General features: G+C 44.9%; 22 protein-coding genes. 20 read left to right on the top strand and 2 right to left on the bottom strand.

Features of this window, described 5'->3' with window-relative positions:
• Positions 1-19: 19 nt before the first annotated feature.
• The 9 genes from HYY55_04375 to HYY55_04415 all read left to right on the top strand — a co-directional run bounded on the left by HYY55_04375 (position 20) and on the right by HYY55_04415 (position 5,754).
• Entirely contained in the window at positions 20-223 is a 204-nt protein-coding gene (locus HYY55_04375) for a hypothetical protein (GenBank protein ID QQG46161.1), read from the top strand.
• A gap of 6 nt (positions 224-229) precedes the next feature.
• Positions 230-775 (top strand): transcription termination/antitermination factor NusG, encoded by a 546-nt coding sequence (gene nusG, locus HYY55_04380; protein QQG46162.1) that lies wholly within the window; start codon positions 230-232, stop codon positions 773-775.
• A 10-nt stretch (positions 776-785) separates the two neighbouring features.
• Positions 786-1,211, top strand: a complete 426-nt coding sequence (gene rplK / locus HYY55_04385; protein ID QQG46163.1) for a 50S ribosomal protein L11 — start codon at positions 786-788, stop codon at positions 1,209-1,211.
• A gap of 69 nt (positions 1,212-1,280) precedes the next feature.
• Positions 1,281-1,904 carry a dTMP kinase gene (gene tmk, locus HYY55_04390; GenBank protein QQG46164.1) on the top strand — a complete coding sequence of 208 codons (624 nt, stop codon included), beginning with the start codon at positions 1,281-1,283 and terminating at the stop codon, positions 1,902-1,904.
• An 80-nt stretch (positions 1,905-1,984) separates the two neighbouring features.
• Complete coding sequence (locus HYY55_04395; protein QQG46165.1) at positions 1,985-2,830, top strand: thymidylate synthase; 846 nt, start codon at positions 1,985-1,987, stop codon at positions 2,828-2,830.
• A 10-nt stretch (positions 2,831-2,840) separates the two neighbouring features.
• Positions 2,841-3,326, top strand: a complete 486-nt coding sequence (gene folA / locus HYY55_04400) for a type 3 dihydrofolate reductase (GenBank protein QQG46166.1) — start codon at positions 2,841-2,843, stop codon at positions 3,324-3,326.
• A 65-nt stretch (positions 3,327-3,391) separates the two neighbouring features.
• Positions 3,392-4,102 (top strand): hypothetical protein, encoded by a 711-nt coding sequence (locus tag HYY55_04405; protein QQG46167.1) that lies wholly within the window; start codon positions 3,392-3,394, stop codon positions 4,100-4,102.
• Positions 4,103-4,150: 48 nt separating this feature from the next.
• Positions 4,151-5,218, top strand: coding sequence for a hypothetical protein (locus HYY55_04410; GenBank protein QQG46168.1), 1,068 nt, complete (start codon positions 4,151-4,153; stop codon positions 5,216-5,218).
• 2 nt (positions 5,219-5,220) lie between these two features.
• Positions 5,221-5,754 (top strand): NUDIX hydrolase, encoded by a 534-nt coding sequence (locus HYY55_04415; protein QQG46169.1) that lies wholly within the window; start codon positions 5,221-5,223, stop codon positions 5,752-5,754.
• Positions 5,755-5,791: 37 nt separating this feature from the next.
• Here HYY55_04415 and HYY55_04420 read toward each other — a convergent pair whose 3' ends face one another.
• Both HYY55_04420 and HYY55_04425 read right to left on the bottom strand, forming a co-directional pair.
• Positions 5,792-6,205: a hypothetical protein gene (locus HYY55_04420; protein ID QQG46170.1), complete on the bottom strand. Its 414-nt coding sequence runs from the start codon at positions 6,203-6,205 to the stop codon at positions 5,792-5,794.
• A gap of 21 nt (positions 6,206-6,226) precedes the next feature.
• Complete coding sequence (locus HYY55_04425; protein ID QQG46171.1) at positions 6,227-6,385, bottom strand: hypothetical protein; 159 nt, start codon at positions 6,383-6,385, stop codon at positions 6,227-6,229.
• A gap of 137 nt (positions 6,386-6,522) precedes the next feature.
• Here HYY55_04425 and HYY55_04430 point away from each other — a divergent pair, with 137 nt between their 5' ends.
• From HYY55_04430 to HYY55_04480, 11 genes are all read left to right on the top strand, one after another.
• A complete protein-coding gene (locus HYY55_04430) occupies positions 6,523-6,981 on the top strand; it encodes a hypothetical protein (protein ID QQG46172.1) in 459 nt (152 codons plus the stop codon).
• A gap of 89 nt (positions 6,982-7,070) precedes the next feature.
• Positions 7,071-8,855 carry an ABC transporter ATP-binding protein gene (locus HYY55_04435; GenBank protein QQG46173.1) on the top strand — a complete coding sequence of 595 codons (1,785 nt, stop codon included), beginning with the start codon at positions 7,071-7,073 and terminating at the stop codon, positions 8,853-8,855.
• 5 nt (positions 8,856-8,860) lie between these two features.
• Positions 8,861-10,195, top strand: a complete 1,335-nt coding sequence (gene secD / locus HYY55_04440) for a protein translocase subunit SecD (protein QQG46174.1) — start codon at positions 8,861-8,863, stop codon at positions 10,193-10,195.
• A gap of 3 nt (positions 10,196-10,198) precedes the next feature.
• Positions 10,199-11,107, top strand: a complete 909-nt coding sequence (secF, locus tag HYY55_04445; GenBank protein ID QQG46175.1) for a protein translocase subunit SecF — start codon at positions 10,199-10,201, stop codon at positions 11,105-11,107.
• A gap of 45 nt (positions 11,108-11,152) precedes the next feature.
• A complete protein-coding gene (locus HYY55_04450) occupies positions 11,153-12,070 on the top strand; it encodes a proline dehydrogenase family protein (GenBank protein ID QQG46176.1) in 918 nt (305 codons plus the stop codon).
• A gap of 557 nt (positions 12,071-12,627) precedes the next feature.
• Positions 12,628-13,653 carry a hypothetical protein gene (locus HYY55_04455; GenBank protein ID QQG46177.1) on the top strand — a complete coding sequence of 342 codons (1,026 nt, stop codon included), beginning with the start codon at positions 12,628-12,630 and terminating at the stop codon, positions 13,651-13,653.
• A gap of 8 nt (positions 13,654-13,661) precedes the next feature.
• Positions 13,662-15,005, top strand: coding sequence for a hypothetical protein (locus tag HYY55_04460; protein ID QQG46178.1), 1,344 nt, complete (start codon positions 13,662-13,664; stop codon positions 15,003-15,005).
• Between the two features lie 3 nt (positions 15,006-15,008).
• Positions 15,009-15,530, top strand: a complete 522-nt coding sequence (locus HYY55_04465) for a hypothetical protein (protein ID QQG46179.1) — start codon at positions 15,009-15,011, stop codon at positions 15,528-15,530.
• Between the two features lie 10 nt (positions 15,531-15,540).
• Positions 15,541-17,025 carry a type IV secretion system DNA-binding domain-containing protein gene (locus HYY55_04470; GenBank protein ID QQG46180.1) on the top strand — a complete coding sequence of 495 codons (1,485 nt, stop codon included), beginning with the start codon at positions 15,541-15,543 and terminating at the stop codon, positions 17,023-17,025.
• A gap of 202 nt (positions 17,026-17,227) precedes the next feature.
• Entirely contained in the window at positions 17,228-17,650 is a 423-nt protein-coding gene (locus HYY55_04475) for a hypothetical protein (protein ID QQG46181.1), read from the top strand.
• An 89-nt stretch (positions 17,651-17,739) separates the two neighbouring features.
• Positions 17,740-19,632, top strand: coding sequence for a type IV secretion system DNA-binding domain-containing protein (locus HYY55_04480; protein ID QQG46182.1), 1,893 nt, complete (start codon positions 17,740-17,742; stop codon positions 19,630-19,632).
• The last annotated feature ends 5 nt before the right edge of the window (positions 19,633-19,637 follow it).

Here is a 19,637-nt window from a genome sequence, read left to right on the forward strand (position 1 = left end):
CTAAAATTTAAGCAAATATATGGCTACCCTGACACAAACTTTGCGAAAAATTAAACTTTTAAACTTTTTTACTTTTAAACGGCTTGTTTTTGTTGGCGGCGCGCTTCGCGCATTAAGGGACGCGCTATTCGTGCCCGCGCGCCGCGGGATTAAAAACGGCAAAGTTTGCGCGGGGTGCTCATATTTGCAATTAAATTTTATTCGTTATCATTCTAAAATTTAAGCAAATATGGCAAAACAAACTGGGGAATACGGCAGAAATTGGTACGCGGTGCACACTTATTCCGGCTACGAAGACGCCGTAGCTCGAAATCTCAAACAGCGCGTGGAATCGCTTGGCTATGAAGACAGAATTTTTAACATCCTTGTTCCCAAGGAAAAGAAAATAAAAATAAAAGGCGGAAAGAGGCGGATTGAAGAAGAAAAAATATACCCGGGATATGTTTTGGTTGAAATGATTGTCACCGATGATTCTTGGTATGTAGTTCGCAATACTCCACGCGTTACCGGTTTCGTTGGTTCAGGCATAACGCCCACTCCGCTTTCACGTGAAGAAGTTGACACTCTTTTTCAGCGAATGCAGGCCGGCGAGCCTAAATATATGATTGATGTCGCGGCCGGCGATACCGTAAGAATCAATGACGGGCCGTTTAAAGATTACGAGGGCAAGGTGGCGGAAGTTGACGAAGCCAGAGGCAAGGTAAAGGTTCTGGTTTCTATTTTCGGACGCGAGACGCCGGTGGAGCTGGACTTTCTTCAAATAAAAAAACTATAAATAAAGTATTATGGCAAAACCAATTAAAACAATAATTAAATTACAGATACCCGCTGGCAAAGCTACGCCGGCGCCTCCGGTTGGGCCTGCTTTGGGACAGCATGGCGTAAATATCGGCGAATTTGTAAGTAAATTCAATGAAGCGACTCGCGAAAAAGGCGACAGTATTATTCCGGTTGAAATTACGGTGTATGAAGACCGCAGTTATGATTTTAAATTAAAAACTCCGCCGGCTTCGGATTTGCTTAGAAAAGCGGCGGGCATTGAAAAAGGCGCGGCCAATCCTTTAACCGGAAAAGTAGGTAAGGCGACTAAAGCCCAAATCAGGGAAATCGCCGAGCAAAAGATGGAGGATTTAAATGCCAATGACATTGAAGGCGCTATTAAAATTGTGGAGGGCACTGCCCGCTCAATGGGCATTGAAATAAAGGATTAAATCTATTTCATTTTTTTTGTACGCGCACTAAACTTTTTACAGGTTTCTTTGCTATAATGGGAGCGTAATATGCGCGGAATTTTTATCGTTTTTGAAGGCGGGGATTTTTGCGGAAAAACCACTCAGTCCAAACGGTTTTACGAGGATTTGAAAGCGCGCGGACTTGATGTCATCTGGACCAAAGAGCCCGGCGGGACGCCTGAAGGCGTTGAAATCAGGCAAAAACTTTTGCATGGCAACATAACTCCCGAAGAAGAAATCGACCTTTTTTGCGAAGACAGAAGAATTCACTACGAAAAAGTAATAAGACCGGCTCTTGAAAGGGGTGCCATAGTCATTTGCGACAGGAACGAATATTCAACAATCGCTTATCAAGGCGCGGGCCGTGGCTATGATATCACCGAGATAAAGCGTAAAAGTGGCGAAGCCCGGGGCGGGATTGAGCCGGATTTGGTAATTCTAGCTGATTGCGACCCGGAAATTTTGCAAGACAGGGCAAAAAAGCGGGGCGAGATGCTGACCCGCTTTGAAAAGTTGGGAATGGATTTTCATCACAGAGTTCGCATCTCCTTTTTGGAGCAGGCCGAAGAAAAACCGGAGAAATGGCGTGTTTTAGACGCGTCTCGAAGCATTGATGAGATATACGAAGATGTAAAAAGGCATACGGGGCCCCTCTTGTCAAAAACCAAATAAACATTTCTTAACACTTATCCCCAAGCAATTGGGGAATTTTTTTGTGAAATAAAGGCGAAACACCTTAAAATGAGAATAACATGAAAGCGTATCTTAATGCTCTTAAATATGTGATGGAAAACGGCGTGGACAAGCCGAATCGCACAGGTATAGACACACGGGCGGTTTTTGCTTTGCCGTTAAGATTCAAAATGTCAGACGGCTTTCCGGCGATGACCACAAAGAAACTCGCGTTCAAAAGTGTGGCAAGCGAGCTTTTATGGTTTATTGAGGGCTCAAGCGATGAGAGGCGGCTTGCCGAGATTCTTCACGGGACGAGAATTCCCGAAAAAACGACAATATGGACGGCAAACGCCGAGGCGTCTTTTTGGAAGCCAAAAGCCAGATTTGTGGGCGACCTCGGCAGAGTGTACGGCGTGCAATGGCGGTCGTGGAAAACTCCGGACGGCGCTGAAATTGACCAGTTAAAAAATATCATAGAACGAATAAAAAAAGACCCCTATGACCGTCGTCTCGTTGTTTCGGCCTGGAATCCGGCCGAGATTGACCAGATGGCTCTGCCCCCCTGCCACATGCTTTTTCAGTTTTTTGTGGCCAAAGGCAAATTATCTTTGGCCATGACCCAACGCTCATGCGATATGTTTTTGGGCGTGCCGTTTAACATCGCTTCATACGCCTTGCTTTTGAATATGGTTGCTCAAGCGACAGATTTAGAGCCGGACGAAGTCATACTGACGCTGAACGACGCTCATATTTACCATAATCATTTTGATCAGGTGCGCGAACAACTTTCTCGAGAACCTTACCCGTTGCCGAAACTCTGGTTGAATCCTGAAATAAAAGATATTGATAAATTCACGATGGACGGCATCAAGCTTATTGATTATCAGCATCATCCGCCGATTAAAGCCGAAATGGCCGTGTGAGGATATGACCATGAAAATTTCTCTTATTGCGGCAGTTTCTAAAAATGGCGTTATCGGGAAGACCAACTCTTTGCCGTGGCATTTGCCGGCGGATCTCAAAAGGTTTAAAGAGGTTACGATGGGCAAGCCCATTATTATGGGCCGAAAAACTTACGCATCAATCGGTCGTCCGCTTCCGGGAAGAAAAAATATTATTCTTACTTCTGATGAAAATTTTACGGCCGAGGGGTGTGTTATCGTCCATTCCAAGGAGGATGCGCTGAAAGAGGTTGGGGATGTCGAAGAGGCGATGGTTATCGGCGGAGGGATGACTTATGAACAATTTTTGCCCGTTGCTTCGAGGATTTACCTGACGGAGGTTGATGCCGGCATTGAGGGCGATATTTATTTTCCGAAATTTGACCGAAACGAGTGGCGTGAAGTTTTTCGCGAGCGCCACGAACCAGACCAAAAAAATCAATATTCCTACTCGTTTGTAATTTTGGAGAAAGTTTAAGCCCCTTGCGCACCAAGGGGTTTTTGTTAAGATGTGTTAGGAGTTTTTATTTAAGGAAAAACAAAATGCCGTACGTTCCAAGCAAAAAAACGAACCCGCCGGCGGATGACAGGGAAATTCTTGATCCTCATATTGAAGCGCTCGCGCAAAGAGCCGCTAAAAGAATAGTGGATAATGAGGCGCTATCGGAGGTCTACGCGAATATTTTTTATGAAGTCGCGATTCACTTGGATGATTTATTTTCAGCCAACAGAATGTTGGGCGACGGCGAGGAATGGAAGTTAGCCGAAGCGATTTATGAAGTCAGTAAAAAATACGGCTATTGGGGCGCGCATCTCGGGGAATTGAATTACTCAATTACCCGGTTTATTCAGCGCGTTCCGCAGATTAAAGTGGAGAATGGTCAGTGGGAAGAAAAAAATGAGCTTCGCTACTGGATTTACTCCGCAACTGTTTCGACATTAATCAGAGCTTCGCATCTGACCGAACATTTAGACATAGCGGTTGATGGCGTTTTTGAAGACATCAAAGACGAATACAAGTGGAAGGTGAACAGGCCATATGAGATCGCGCAGATTCTAAAAAGCGGCGATGCGTATGACACTCCATATTACATGAAGGTCATCGAGCTTGTGGACGAAGAAGGAAATGTCATTGGCCATCAGGAAATCGCGCTTAAGCGAAGTCCCGAAACCGCGGGCTTGGATTTGCTTCCCTGGCAGATTATTGTCGGAAAAAGGAATGCCGGAAAAAAGAACATCAAAAAAAAGAAATAGAAAAAAGAGGCCGCTGGCCTCTTTTTTGTTTTAAACTATAATTAAAATATGTCTAAACTAATCATTACAACCGCCATTTCGGGGTCTCGCAGGAAAGAATATCTGCAAAAATTTGAAGAAAGGGCTAAGGCGAGCGGCAAAAAAGTAAAAATTTACCATGTGGGCCAGATGATGCTGGAACACTCTAATCATATTGGTGTTAATTTTACGCCGGAAAATGTTTTAAACGCCCCGCCGTCGGTCATAGGCGCGGTTCGTTCCGCCGTTTTTGAGCGAATAGCTGGCGAGCTCCCGAAAGAACTCAAAAAAAACGACGTGGTTTTCATAAATATCCATGCCTTCTTTTACTGGAAAAATGTTTTTGTCAGAGCGTGGGACAATTATTACGTGAGTCAGCTTAATCCCGATATGTTTCTGGCTTTTGTTGACGACGTCATCGGCATTGACCGCGAATTGCGGCGGCGCAAGCAATGGAAGAAAGAAAAACTGACTTATAATGAAATACTTTTATGGCGAAATGTGGATGTTGAGATGACTGCCTCCTGGGCTGAAATGAAAAGGAAGCTCTTTTACGTGATTCCTTCCCAGTCAAACGAAAAACTTTTATATCGCATGATTTTTGAGCCGCATTTGGAAAAGATTTATATCGCCATGCCTCTGACTCACTTTATGAATCCCGCGGGACAGAAGATTGTGGATAATTTTATAAAAAAACTTGAAAAATATTTTGTAATTTTTGACCCGCGCGAAGTTGAAATGGTGGAGCAATGGAAGCCGTCTATGAGAACCGAAGAGGTTTTAAATCAGATAGTCAATCGCGATATGTATTGGCTGATTAAGCAGGTGGACAGGGTCATCGCTTATTTCCCGAAACCCGTACTTTCGCCGGGCGTTATAAACGAGCTTCGCGAAGCCCATGAGACCAATAAAGAGGCCTGGCTGGTATATCCAAAAGGCGAAACAATGAGCCCTTTTTTGACCTATTATTCAAACATGGTTTTCAGGGGGCCGGACCAGCTTCTGAAATTTTTAGGCGAAAAAGACCAAGCTCATGATTTGCCAAAATCCAGAAAATCGGCAAAAACTAAAAAAGGTTCTTCAAAAAAGAGGAAATAAAAATGGCAAAAATCCGCGACAATACTTCGGTCGGAGAGATAATCCGCGATGGAGAGAAAATTGTCGTAATTGAACGGGCGAATTATCCCGAATCATTTGCTCTGCCAGCCGGGCATGTGGACGGCGATCCGAATTTCATAAGTGCGGTGACAAGAGAGTTGGAGGAAGAAGTGGGATTAAGGGTTGATAAGAACAATATTGTTTTTGAGGAAGATATAGATAATCCTTGCAAGCGCGAAGGCGGAACGCATCATTTATGGAAAGTGTATGAAGCGTTGAATTGGTCGGGAGAGTTAAGGGCCGGAAGCGACGCCAAAAAAGCCGTTTGGTTTTCAAAAGACGACTTGCAAAAGATAGCCGCGCGGACGGAATACTTTATGAAGAAGTACGGCATATCTTATGATAAGGTTGGCAAACTTACTGTCGCAATTTTCGGCAAAAACCCGGCTGAAAAAGCTACCGATCAAGAATGGAAGCAGGAAATGGGTCTTGAGCCGGTTTGGTACTATATTTTGAAAAAACTCGGCCTAATTTAAAAAAACACCCCACTTGGCGTTAAACCGCCAAGTGGGATTAATTTTTCTTTTTGTTTCTTCTTGTTATATCGCCGTCTAGTTCAATACAAGCCATTTTGACAAGCTGAAGCGGGAAATTTATCCAGTTGCCATCTTTCGTGGTGTGCTCAACTATTTTTATCCCGGCCCTTTTTGCGGTGTTAAAACAATGGAGGCACGGCTGGCAAAAAACGAATCTGCCGTTTCTTTTTCGTCTTCCGGCAATCGTCAGAATCGCGCCTTTTAATCTTTTTCGGTTGGCCTGTTTGATTGCTTTACGTTCGGCGCACATTCCGAAGCCGTCTCCGATGTTATTCCAATACCAGGCAAAAATTCCATTTCTGTCGCTTAAAACCGCCGCGACCTGAATATTGCAAGGCGAGCGATGCAAAAGGTTTAAAGCTAGTTCCCTGGGCCCGCAACCCTTTTTCAATTTTCAACCCTCCTTTCAAAGTCAGTCGCCGACTCCGTGGTCAATCCATTCGGAAAACGATTCCTCGTTTTCGTACAGCCCGGGAAACCAATTGCAGTGTTCGCATTTTCGGCTCGCGCCATTGTCATGGGTTTCGCGAAGTTCCGGTTCTTGGCAAACAGGGCAATGCTCGTTGTTCATTTCCGAATCCCTCCTTTTGAGTTATTGTGAACAACTTCCGGTATTTTAAGATATTTTAATAAAAAAGTCAAATAAAAAAGACATTTTTTCGCTTTTTTATTGCTGTGGATAAAGTTTTGGTGATATAATTCTTTCATATGCGTTCAGTTGTTTTTTGCACCAGCCAGCGTTTCAGGCATGAGCTGGATGAATTTGTTAATCATTTAAAAGACGCCGCTGAAAAAAGGGGTACGCATATTCATATTTTAAAACCCAATTTTGACGGCGACGATTTGGAATTGGCCCATCTTTCCGAGAAAGACCGATTGCGTGACGATTTATACCGCGCGACCGTCGCCGGAAAAGTGTACGACCACCTTTTTAGAAAAGTAATGGTTGCCGATGTCTGTTTTATTTTTAACAAAGACGGCTATATCGGCGCAAATACTAACGGCGAGCTTTTTGCCGCCGCGGTTCTCGGAAAAACAATTTACGCCCTTGAAGACAAAACTTTAATGGGCTCTTATCCCGACGGCCTTTACGAAGAACCTTCAAGCCGTAAGTTTATCCACGATGTCGTTTCAAGTCCCGAAGAACTTTTGAAACGTTTGCACTAAAAATTTTCGGAACAACATTACTAATTTCTTCTCGTAGCCAAACGGCTCAACGGGGTGCTCCGTTGAGCCGTTTGCGTTATAATATAAAAATGGTAAAAGCTGACTCAAAAAAACGGGGCGCTGGGCAGATTTTCAAAGAGCTTGCGCCTATAATGAAACGTATTTTTGCGCCTCACAGAAAAACGCTACTCGCGGTTGCAGTTTTTTCTTTGATCGTCGCGGGGGCTGATGCCATGGTGCCTTTTCTTGCCGGACGTTTTTTTGACGGTTTAATCGCTGTCGCGGCCGGCGCCGGCTCATTTGAAGCGGTTTTTATAATTCTTTCTTTTTGGCTGGTTTTGCATGTTTTTTCGGATATTCTCTCTTGGAGAATTGACCGTAATCAGGGTATTTTGGGAGCTGAATTGGAGGCCGAATATATTTCCGAATCTTACTCGCGTCTTATTGAAAAACCGCTTGAGTTTCATAAAAAAACCAAAGGTGGGGAATTGCAGAATAGAATCTATAACGCAAGAAATTTAATTGACGTCATCGCCGAGGTCTTAATAAGCTTCTTGCCTATGTTTTTGAGCATTGTGGCGGCGGTCGCGCTTTCGTTTTTTATTCACTCGGGTATTGCCTTAATAATGCTTTTTGCGATTTCGATTTATCTTTTAATTTTAAGATTTATTGCCCCAAAACTTACTCCGCTCCAAACAAAAATGAATCGTGCTTACAACATCGCTTACGGGGATTCGAGCGACGTCTTGTCCAACATCAAAGAGGTTAAACAATTTACGACTGAAAAGCACGAATCAAGGCAAATTTTTAAAAAATTCTTTTTGGGCGCTGCCAAAAGCTGGATTGTAATTCACCGGCTGTGGGCCGGTTTGAGTTTTTCCCAGCGCGCGCTGGTAACCGCGACCCAGCTTACTATTTTTATTTACTCCGTTTTTTTAATTTCTCATGGCAATCTTACTCCTGGAGAATTGGTAACTCTCAACGCCTACGCAGCAATGCTTTTCGGGCCTTTTGTGCGTCTTGGAAACAACTGGCAGAGAATTTCAAATGGCGCGGTGGCCATGATTGAAGCCGAAAAGGTTTTTAGCGCTCCGCCCGAAATTTATGTTCCCGCGCGGGCGGTTATTGTGAGCAACATAAAGGGCGAGGTCGTTTTTGAAAATGTTTCATTCGGCTATAAGGGCGGGCGCGAAGTTTTGAAAGAAGTTTCTTTTTCTGCTGAATCAGGCCAAAAAGTCGCGCTTGTGGGTGAGTCGGGAGTCGGCAAGACGACGATCATTGATTTATTGATGGCGTTTTACTTTCCCAAAAAGGGTCGGGTTTTGGTTGACGGACACGATGTCCGTCGATTTGACTTGAGAACTTATCGCGGATTTTTGGGAGTTGTGCCGCAGGAAGTAACTCTTTTTAATGACACGGTTTTTAACAACATTCGTTACGGAAGTTTTGATAAATCGGAAGAAGAGGTCAAGAAAGCCGCCAAAATCGCTTATGCTTCGGAGTTCATAGAAAATTTTCCTAAAAAATACAAGCAGGTTGTTGGGTGGCGCGGGGTAAAACTTTCGGCGGGACAGAAGCAAAGAATCGCGATTGCCCGCGCGGTTCTTCGCGACCCAAAAATTTTGATTTTAGACGAGCCGACATCGGCTCTGGATGCCAAGTCGGAAAACTTCATTCAGGAGTCGCTTCGCGAATTGATGAAAGGCAGAACGACTTTTATTATCGCTCATCGTTTAAGCACAGTTCGCGAAGCCGACAAAATTATCGTTCTTGACAAGGGCCGTGTTATGGAGCAGGGCAGGCACGAGGAACTTCTCAAAATTGAAAGCGGGGTGTATAAAAGGTTATATGATTTACAGTTTAAGGGAAGATAGAGATCATGTTTAAAATCCGCATTTGGGCTTTTGTTTTGCTTTTGGCTGGCCTTACTCTCGGCTATTTTGCGGGCGCGAATTTTGTGAAGTCCGATTGGTTTTTGGGCAATATCGGATATCGCCTGGGGCTTGATTTGCAGGGAGGGGCGCATTTGGTCTATCAAGCCGATGTTTCCGCGATTGAAGGCGTTGAAGTCAGCGAATCAATGGAAGGGCTTCGGGATGTGATTGAACGCAGAATCAACGCCTTCGGCGTTACCGAGCCGGTAGTGCAGGTACAAAGATCGGGCGACGATCGCCGTCTTATCGTGGAGATTGCCGGCGTTTTTGACACCGATGAAGCAATTAAAATGATAGGCCAGACGCCGTATCTTGAATTTAAAACCGAAAGGCCCGAAGAAGCGCGAGACGTAATCCTTGCGGCGCTTGAAAAAGGGGAACAGGTTTCGGAGGACCCTTATTTTGTTCCATCTGGGCTTACCGGCAGGTTTCTTAAAAAATCACTCCTTGATTTTGACCAGACTACCGGAGAGCCTGTGGTGCTTTTGGAGTTTAACAAAGAAGGAGCCGAACTTTTCGGACGCATCACAAGAGAAAATGTTGGCAGGCGCGTAGCAATTTATCTGGACGGATTGCCGATAAGCGTGCCGGTGGTTCAGCAGGAGATAACCTCGGGTAATGCCCAAATTTCCGGAAAGTTTACGCCGGAAGAGGCCAGAGTTTTGGTGCGTCGCCTTAATTCCGGGGCCTTGCCCGTTCCAATCAGTCTTATGGCCCAGCAAAGCGTCGGCGCTTCTTTGGGCGGAGAGTCGCTTGCGCGAGGAATTATTGCCGGAATTTACGGCATATTGGCCGTGGCCTTATTCTTAATTTTGCGATACCGCCTGCCGGGCTTGGTCGCGATTTTCGGCCTTATGTTCTACGTGGTTTTAGTTTTAAGTATTTTTAAAATTTTGCCGGTTACGCTTACCGCGGCCGGCGTTGCCGGATTTCTTTTGTCGGTCGGCATGGCGGTTGACGCCAATATTTTGATATTTGAGCGCATGCGAGAAGAGATACGTTGGGGCGGGAATTTGGAAAATGCCATGGAAAGCGGATTTAAGCGGGCCTGGCCTTCAATTCGCGATTCAAACATTTCAACGCTGATAACCTCCGCGATTCTTTATTGGTTTGGAACAAGCATGATTCGCGGTTTTGCCCTGACTTTGGGCGTCGGAGTTTTATCAAGTATATTTTCGGCGCTTGTGGTTACCAGATTTTTTCTTTATGCCGCGTCTTTCAGGCAAAACAGGTTTTCGTTTATTCTTTACGGCGCAAAACATCGGGAACCGGAACAATAATTTATGCTGATTATACGTTTTAGAAAAATTTTATACGCGTTTTCAGCAGTCGTTTTGGCGATAAGCTTATTCGGTATTTTAGCTTTTGGATTCAGGTCCGGAGTCGATTTTTCCGGCGGGTCTATTTTAGAAGTGGAGTTTTTGGAAGAGCGCCCCGATATTTCTTTTTTGGAGGCGGATATATCGGCGCTGAATTTGGCGGCATTCAGAATTCAGCCTACCGGCGACAAGGGTTTAATCATAAGATTCGGCGATACTTCAAACGAAAGCCGCGAAATTCTGCTACAAACTTTATCCGCGGGCAAAGATCCCGCGTCGGTTTTGACTGAACGCAGGTTTGACGCCGTGGGTCCGGCCATAGGTTCTGAACTAAGAAAAAACGCCGTTATTTCAATAATTCTGGTGATAATTTTAATTCTTGGTTTTGTTAGCTGGGCATTTCGTCATGTTTCAAAACCTGTGGCCAGCTGGAAGTACGGGATGGTGGCGATTATCGCTTTAGCGCATGACATAGCAGTGCCGGCCGGACTTTTCGCGTATCTCGGGCGTTTTTACGGGGCTGAAGTTGATGCGCTTTTCGTAACCGCGCTTTTGACCATCCTGGGTTTTTCCGTGCACGATACCATAGTGGTTTTTGACCGCATACGCGAAAACCTCCGCAAAGCCGAAGGCCGCGGAGAATTTGAAGATATTGTCGGAAAAAGTTTAAACGAGACATTCGGCCGGTCTTTGGCTACATCGTTCGCGCTGTTTTTGGTTTTGTTCTCTCTTTTTTGGCTCGGGGCCGGAGCCACCCGTTATTTTGCTCTGACTTTGCTGGTCGGAGTTGTTGCCGGCACTTATTCTTCAATATGCCTCGCCAGCCCCCTTTTAGTCACGTGGCATAAATTCTCCGGCAAGAAAAATATTTGACAAGGGCCTTTTAAGGGTTTTCTATTAAGTTAGAGATTTTTAACTTTGGAGGACGCTGCTTTGCTCTTCTACGCCGGGCTTTCGGTTTTGGTTTTGGCGGGTCTTGCGGTTTGGCGCGGAATTTATCTGATAAACAAATTCACCTTTCGCGATCTCAAAAAGCTTTTTTTGAAAATAGAGGAATACGATAAAGAAGGCATCGGCGTTTTAATTAATGTCGCCGCCGAAAATTGCCGCAGCGAAAAAGAAGCCGGCTTTTTACTGAGGTCTTACTTTTTGATTTTAAGTATTCTGAACGGCTCGGGAGGGATGAAAAACGGCCATATAAGCGTTAAACCCTCGTCCTTTGTTTTATCAGGATGGCCCGCAGAAAAGAAAAAGGAAAAATTTGAAGCCGCGCTTTCTCAGCTTGCCGATTTTGCCGGAAAAAGAAATCGCAGGGTGTGGCTGGATGAGGAACGTTCAGCCGATGAAGAATGGGTTGAACCGGTTAAGCGCGCTCTGGTCTGCGATAGGGGTATAACCAATCTGTCTTGGCGAATCAGATGTTACCGCAGGGACGCTTTCCGGCGCATCACAGAATATGTTAATTGGCATAAGCAAGGAGCCAGTTTCAGCATCGGACTTTGCCGGGGCGCCTATCCCGAAGACGGGGAATTGGATGAAAATGAAACTGCCGAAAATATTTTAAGATGCGCCCGACTTTTGGCTGATAATTCAATTGATTGCGTCATCGCTTCACATACGGCAATTAAACCGATTACAAACGCGAAAAGCGGAACTTTTTCACTGCACATGCTGCATGGCCGAGAAGAAGTTGATACGGCATTGAAATCCATTTTAGTTAAAGAATTGGCAAAAAGTCGGGGGGTCTACATGATTTACGGAAGAAGTTTACGTTCCCTTCTGCCATATGTTTTGCGCCGTTTACTGGAAAAGCCGGCCCTTTTTTGGACCCAGTAGTGAAAAATGGCATAGTGAGTCGCGGCATCTAAATAAAGATTATGATACACAGCCGCAATGCCATTTTCTACTAACGGGGTGGGGGGCTTGACATATAAGAGGCGTGATGCTATAATACAAGTATTGAAAAGAGTGGAGTTTCGTAACCCATTCCAACAACAAGGAGGAAAGATGGGAAAATCAATATCGTTGTTTGTGACAGAAGGGACGGAAGACGGCCTTGGAAAGCATTCTGCCGACGAAAGCGGAGAAACGCCCCTCGCTCGCGGGATCGGGTTCAAGCCCCCGGGCTACACGGGGGGAAGATTGTTTCGTCCGGGACCTGGAGGCACGGTGGAGCCGGTTTCCGATCGGTCCCCCAAGTCCGAGCGAACCGTTTCGCGAAGGATCACGACCCCGTCCTTCAAGTAGGGCGCGGTCACGGTGAAGTGCCCCCCGAGAAGTTTTCGGGGGGCGCGTTTTTTAAATTTATAATTTATAAAGGGGGAATATTATTTTTGATTTGACCCCTTGACTTGACAGAAAAATCGCTGTAAGCTAGGATTGAATTAAATATTATGGTCAAGACCGGTAATAATTTTGAGGATTTATCAAAGTCAATGCTAAAGGAGCTGTCGGGCAGAGCGCGCGATGTTATTGAGCGTCGTTTCGGCATAGGCAGCCGTTCCAAAAAGCAGACCTTAGAATCAATAGGCGGGCTCTATAAAATAACCCGCGAGCGCGTTAGACAAATTGAAGCCGCGGCTATCGGTAAAATTAGAAATTCCGAGGTCTTTTCCGCTTCCAAAGAACTTTTTGCCGATTTGGAAAAAGAGTTTAACCTTAGGGATAAGGTATGGCGTGAAGACGAAGTTCTGGCTCATTTTGCCGGCAATGATTCCGGGAAGAATTATGTTTACTTTTTCTTATCGCTGGGACGCCCTTTTGAAAGGATTGGGGCGGATAATGAATTTTATCACCGCTGGACAAATGACGCGGCGGGGGTTGCCGAAGTTGAGAAAACTATAAAAAATTTTTGCAGAGGATTAGGAGAGGAGCCTTTGAATCGCGAGGAGATAGCTGATAAATTCAAAAAACATGTCGAATCGGATTTGAGCCGGAAGATTTCAGCTGATGCTGTTTTTTCATGGCTCGGCGTGTCAAAAAATATAAATTCAAACAATTTTGGCGAGTGGGGGCTCACAAGTTCTCCTTTGGTCAAGCCTTCGGGCATGCGCGATTTCGCTTATTTGGTTTTAAGAAAGCATGGTTCCCCTTTGCATTTTCGCGAAGTGGCTTCGCGCATTGAAGGCCTGGCCAATAAAAGAGCCCATGTCCAGACGGTTCATAATGAGCTGATTAAAGACAGACGTTTTGTGCTTGTCGGCCGCGGGCTTTACGCGCTTGCCAGCTGGGGCTATCAGCCCGGAACCGTAAAGGACATCATTAAATCCATTTTGGAAAAACAGGGTCCGTCTTCAAAGGAGGAGCTGGTTAAATTGGTAAAGCAAGAGAGGCACGTTAAAGACAATACCATTTTCATAAATCTTCAAAACAAGGCTCGCTTCAAAAGACTTCCCGACGGGCGGTTTCATGTGGCATAATATAAGTAATGCCGCAGATTAGGGAATCTTTTTATCTTTTATATCAGACAGCTTTGCTTCCCGGTTTTAAAGTAATCGCCAGATTATGGTGGCTTTGGCTTTTTATTTTCTCGGTGGTTCTGGTTAAGAATATGATCCGCTATTGGCGGACTCTTGTTTATAGAAAAGACATGCGTTGGGTTCTTCTTGAAATTTTGATTCCGCGCGAAGTCAGGAAGTCTCCCAAGGCGATGGAACAGATTTTCAGTCAGATTTACAGTCTGCGCAATTCTGCCGAAAACTGGAGTGAAAAATATGTTGAAGGCGAAGTTACGGCCTGGTGGAGCTTTGAAATAGCCAGTTTCGGCGGCGAGATTCATCTTTTTATCCGCACGCTCGCGAAATATAAAAATATAATTGAGTCAAACATCTATTCCGTATATAACGACGCCGAAGTGGTGGAATCGGCCGATTACGTTGACCGTTTGCCGGCAAAAACTACGGATATTTACAAAATGGGCATGGATTTGTTCGGGTTGGAATTGGCTTTGGGCCGGGAAGACGCTTATCCTATTAAAACCTATCCCGAATTTGAAAATATGGAGGAAGAAAGGTCGCTTGACCCTTTGTCTAACCTTATTGAGGTTTTGTCAAAAATAAAAAAAGAAGAACAGTTGTGGCTGCAATTGGTCGTGAGGCCGGTTGACCCAGCCGGAGATTACCAAAAGAAAGGCCGGAAATTAGTGAAAGAAATGAAGGAAAAAACAGTTGGCAAAGCTAAGGTCATCGGAAGCGACAAAGACACGGTTATGATTTCACGCACTCCGGGTGAGATTGAAGTCATTGAAACAGTTGAAAAAAATCTGGCCAAAGCCGCTTTTGAAACCGTCATACGCTATATTTATTTATCGCCGCGCTCTATTTTTAACCGCAATCTGCCTTATCGCGGGGTGCGCGGAGCGTTCGCCCAGTACTCCACTCAGAATATGAATTATTTTATTCCCAATATCCCGACCAGAACAATGGTCTGGTGGGGCAAACCGCCGTTTCTTTTCCCGAAAAAGCGCGAGGAAGCCCGCAAACAAAGAATTCTGCAAAGTTACCGCAATCGCGCTTTGCCGGAAGAAATGCTCATTGGCAAAATTTTTAATTCCCAAATTTTTTATTTTGACAAGAAGTCGCGTATCAGCGTTTTCAACACCGAATCTTTAGCGACATTGTTTCACCTGCCGTCTTTTTTGGTTTTAACCGCGCCCTTTATTAAAAGAGTGGAAGCCAAGCGCCTTGGTCCTCCGGCCGGCCTTCAGATTTTCGGCGGGGAGGAAGACGTGCCCGGACTTAAAGTGTCGGAAGGAAATAAAAACGGTAAATAATATATGGATTTTTTGAACGCTGCTTTTTGGTCCAAGATTTATACGGCAGTTCAGGACGTTTTAGCGATTCTGTCTTTTATATTTCTTGCGGTATCTATCTTTGTTTTTGTAAAAATATGGCCCTTAAGACAGCGGCTTTACGTCTTTGAAGGACACCGGGCTAACCGTGCTCCGCAAAAGCAAGTTTCTTTTGAAGATGAGCAAAGACGCGCTAACCGCCGCAAGTGGGACGCCATAATCAAAAAAGCCGAAACCGCGGGTTCCCGGGGGTATCCGATGGCTATTATTGAAGCCGACATATTGCTTGAAGACGTTATGGGCCGGATGGGGTTTTTAGGCAAGAATTTAGCCGAACGTCTGCGTTCTTTAGCTCCGGGGGAATTGCCGAGTTCCAACTCTGTCTGGGAAGCTCATAAGCTTCGCAATAAAATCGCCCACGAACCGGATTTTCATCCAAGCCGTGAAGAGACAACGCGCACGCTCGGCGCTTACAAAAAAGCTCTGGAAGAATTAAAAGTCATCTAATAAGTGAAACGTGGCACGAGAAGGAAAAATCCAGATAATAAAATATGCTCCGCCGCCGCCGGAACTTCCGGTCTATAAGCAAGTTGACCCGAAAGAGGCCGTTTTTTTCGGACGCACCAATTACGTAGCCGGACTTGAGGAAAAGCGGTTCATATTCGGTATCAAGCGAAGAGACCGCCGGCGCCATATGTATATAATCGGAAAATCGGGCGTCGGAAAAAGCAAGCTTTTGGAATTGATGTTAAGGCAGGATATTCAATACGGCCATGGCGTTTGCTTGATTGATCCGCATGGAGACGTCATAGAAGAGGTCTTAAAATTTATTCCTGAAGAGCGCGTTAGAGACACCATTTTAGTTGATCCGTCCGATACTGCCTGGCCGATTTCTTTTAATCCGCTACAGAATATAAATCCGGAATTGAAACATCAGGTGGCTCAAGGCCTGATTGAAGTTATGGAAAAACAATTCGGCGCGAATTGGACCCCCAGGCTTGAGCACGTTTTTCGTTTTACTGTTCTTGCTCTTCTTGATTTTCCAATGGCGACTATGCGCGGAATGATTTCAATGCTCGTGGATCGTAAATACCGTCAAAAGGTTGTTGAGTATATTGAAGACGAAATGGTCAAGCGTTTTTGGGCGATTGAATTTGCCGATTGGTCCGAAAAATTTGATACCGAAGCGATCATTCCGCTAGTCAATAAACTCGGCCAGTTTTTGGCCAATCCTTATCTGCGCTACATTTTTGGTCAGCGCGAAAATAAAGTTGACCTTGAGCGCGCGATGAACGAGAAAAAAATTCTTTTAATCAATCTTTCAAGAGGAAGGCTTGGAGAGGAAAATTCAAGTTTTTTGGGTTCAATGTTTATCACTAAAATAAAGCAAGCCGGAATGGCGCGCGCGTCAATGTCCGAGGAAGATCGCGAAGATTTTTATCTATACGTAGATGAGTTTCATAATTTGGTTACGGCCACATTTGTTAACATTTTTTCCGAAGCCAGAAAATACGGAGTTTCTTTGACGGTGGCCCATCAGTTTTTCGGCCAGCTTATTCAGCATGTTCGCGAATCAGTAATCGGTAATGTCGGCACTATGGTTGTTTTCAGAGTCGGCGGTGACGACGCGGCGAAGCTGGAAGCGGAGATGACGCCGGTATTCAAAGCAAAAGATATGGTTAATCTCGGCACTCAGCAATTTTACATAAAAATGACTATTGACGGCGACACCTATGACCCGTTTTCCGCCGAAACTTTGAAAGTTTTACCGCCGGTCCACAAGTCTTTCAAAGACGAAATAATTAAATTCAGCCGCGAGAATTATGCCGCTCCGGCCGAAGAAGTGAAAAGAAAAATTCTTGAAGAAGAAAACGAACTTTTGGGGCTTGCCTCCGCGCCCGGGAAAACACTCGGTGTTGAGACCTTAAAAACACCGGGTGTTGAGTGGGGCGCGGTCAAAGAATCCGCTCTTCCCGATTCACCTCCCGAACCGATAGTATAATAAATTTCCCTCTGTTCAATATGGGTAGATTGAACATTAGAGCTAAAAATCCTTATTTTAAGCCATTTTTTAGCTTTTTGGTGTTGCGAAGCTATTGAACCATTGCAAGAGCTTGACGAGATGCGGTGAGGTGGTATGATGGCAACGGTTGGGACACGGTGTCCCCGCACATTAAACTATTTTTGAGAAAAGAGGAGGAACGATGGACCTGGAAAAGCTGGAAGAAGTTCTTGATCAAATTTTGGAAGCGATAGGGAATGGCGCAAACGAAGACGTAGTGAGGGATCTGTTTGATGTCCTCTATGAAGGCGTGGTTTCAGAATATCGTCCTGTTCTGAAGGTTCTCCCGCATGTGGCTGATAAGGTTGCTGCTGATTTGGTTCCCATCATACAAGTTTTTGTCAGAATATTTAATGCTGTAGAATCAGACAAAACTTTGCAGAAGGAACTCGCTGCATATAAAAACGACCGCGCAAAGAAGCGTTTTGCCGCTCTTAAGATTTATCAGAAAGCCGGATTTACTCGTCATGAAGCAATGCAGTTGGTATTACAAGACATTGCTAATTTTAAAGCTCTGCGACAGGAGGTATCAAAGATAAAAGGACCCACCTCCTCAAAGAAGTAGAGAGGAAAAATTTTATTGCCCAACCTTTTTGGATTGGGCGATTTTGTTTGGCATACAAATTTATATATAAATGTGGCATAATATAATTAATGGCAAAAGATACGGTTTATTTCGCGAGAACGAATTTCAGAGGCGAAAATAAAATTTTCGGCATTAAGGTTTCTGACCGTCGCCAGCATACTTATATCATCGGAAAAACCGGCACCGGAAAATCGGCGCTTATCAAGAATTTCGCGATTCAGGATATTAATTCCGGAAAAGGAATTTGCGTGGTTGATCCTCACGGAGAGCTGGTTGAGGAATTGCTGTCCAGAATTCCTAAAGACCGGATTAAAGACGTCATTTATTTCAACCCGGCCGACACCGACTTTCCTTTGGGTTTTAACGTTCTTGAAGTTCCGGATAAAAAATACAAACACCTTGTGGCGCAGGGCCTGATAGGCATATTTACTAAAATTTGGGCGAATGTCTGGTCGGCGCGCATGGAATATATTTTGCAGAATTGCATCTTGGCTTTGATTGAGACTCCGGGCACGACACTTTTGGGAATCCAAAGAATTTTGACCGACAAAGATTACCGCCAAAGGATTTTAGCTAATGTTACAGATCCGGTGGTGCGAGCTTTTTGGGTTAACGAATATGAAGTGTGGCAGGAGCGTTTTCGCAACGAAGCCATCGTGCCGATTCAAAATAAAGTCGGCCAATTCGTTTCAACGTCATTGATACGTAATATCGTCGGGCAGACCAAATCTAGCTTTGATGCTTATGAATTGATGAATGAAGGCAAAATACTGCTGGCCAATATTTCAAAGGGCCGGGTGGGGGAGGAAAACTCAATGCTTTTGGGGGCCATGCTCATAACTAAAGTCCAGCTCGCGGCAATGGAAAGGGTCAGGATCCCGGAAGAGGAACGAGAGGACTATTATCTCTATGTTGACGAGTTTCAGAACTTTGCTACTGAAGCTTTCGCGTCTATTTTGTCCGAGGCCAGAAAATACCGTTTGAATCTTATTATTGCTCATCAGTATACCGGCCAATTGGTTTCGGAAACTTCAACTAAAGTGCGCGACGCGGTTTTTGGCAACGTCGGCACGATGATCGCTTTCAGGGTCGGGGCGACGGACGCCGAATTTTTAGAAAAAGAATTTGAGCCGGAATTTACCATCCAGGACCTTGTTGATTTGCCGAACTATAATATTTATTTGAAGCTTATGGTCAACGGCGTGGCTAGCCGGCCATTTTCGGCAATTACTCTGCCGCCTCTGGAGACGACTAAAGATATGGTTTCTCCCGAGGAAATTATTGAATCTTCGCGCGAAAAATACGGCCGTCTGGTGGACGAAGTGGAGCTGGATATTAAAAAATGGAGCGGTTCTCTGCCGAGCGTTGATACTGAAAATGATAAAACCGAAGCCGAAAGTGCTGCGTCAAAAAGCGAGCGTTTCGAGACCCCCTGCTGGATTTGCAAAAAGTCGGCAACGATTCCTTTCAAGCCGGATGGCCGCCGGCCGGTTTATTGCTCGGATTGTTTGAAAAAAATTGAATCAGGCCAATTGCAGCCGCTCAGGCCGCTTCCGACATCCAGGGCGGACCGAGAGGAATTTGGGGGCAACTTGGGATTAATGGGCATTGAATTTTTAGGAAAGCCGGCCCCATCTTCTTCCGGCCGTTTTACGCAGCCGAAGACTCCGGAAAAATCAGCATCAAGAGCGGGAAATACGGGACGCCAAAGTGGCGCTATGCCGATTACAAGCGGAGGGCCGGTAATAAAAAAAACTCCGTCCGAAAAAACACTTTCGCTTGATGATTTGAAAGCCAAAGCGTGGCAGAACATGAAAAGAGATAAAAATATTCAAATTGAAGAGTTGCGTAAGGCCTTAAAAGAAAGCATGGCTGACGAAGAAAAAAGCGAAAAAAAACCGGAAGAAGAACATTCTAAATCTAAAACGCTTAAACCCGGCGACAGCATAAAGTTCAATTAGATTTG

This window comes from Candidatus Niyogibacteria bacterium (genome assembly GCA_016432485.1).
Taxonomy (GTDB): domain Bacteria; phylum Patescibacteriota; class Minisyncoccia; order HO2-45-28; family HO2-45-28; genus HO2-45-28.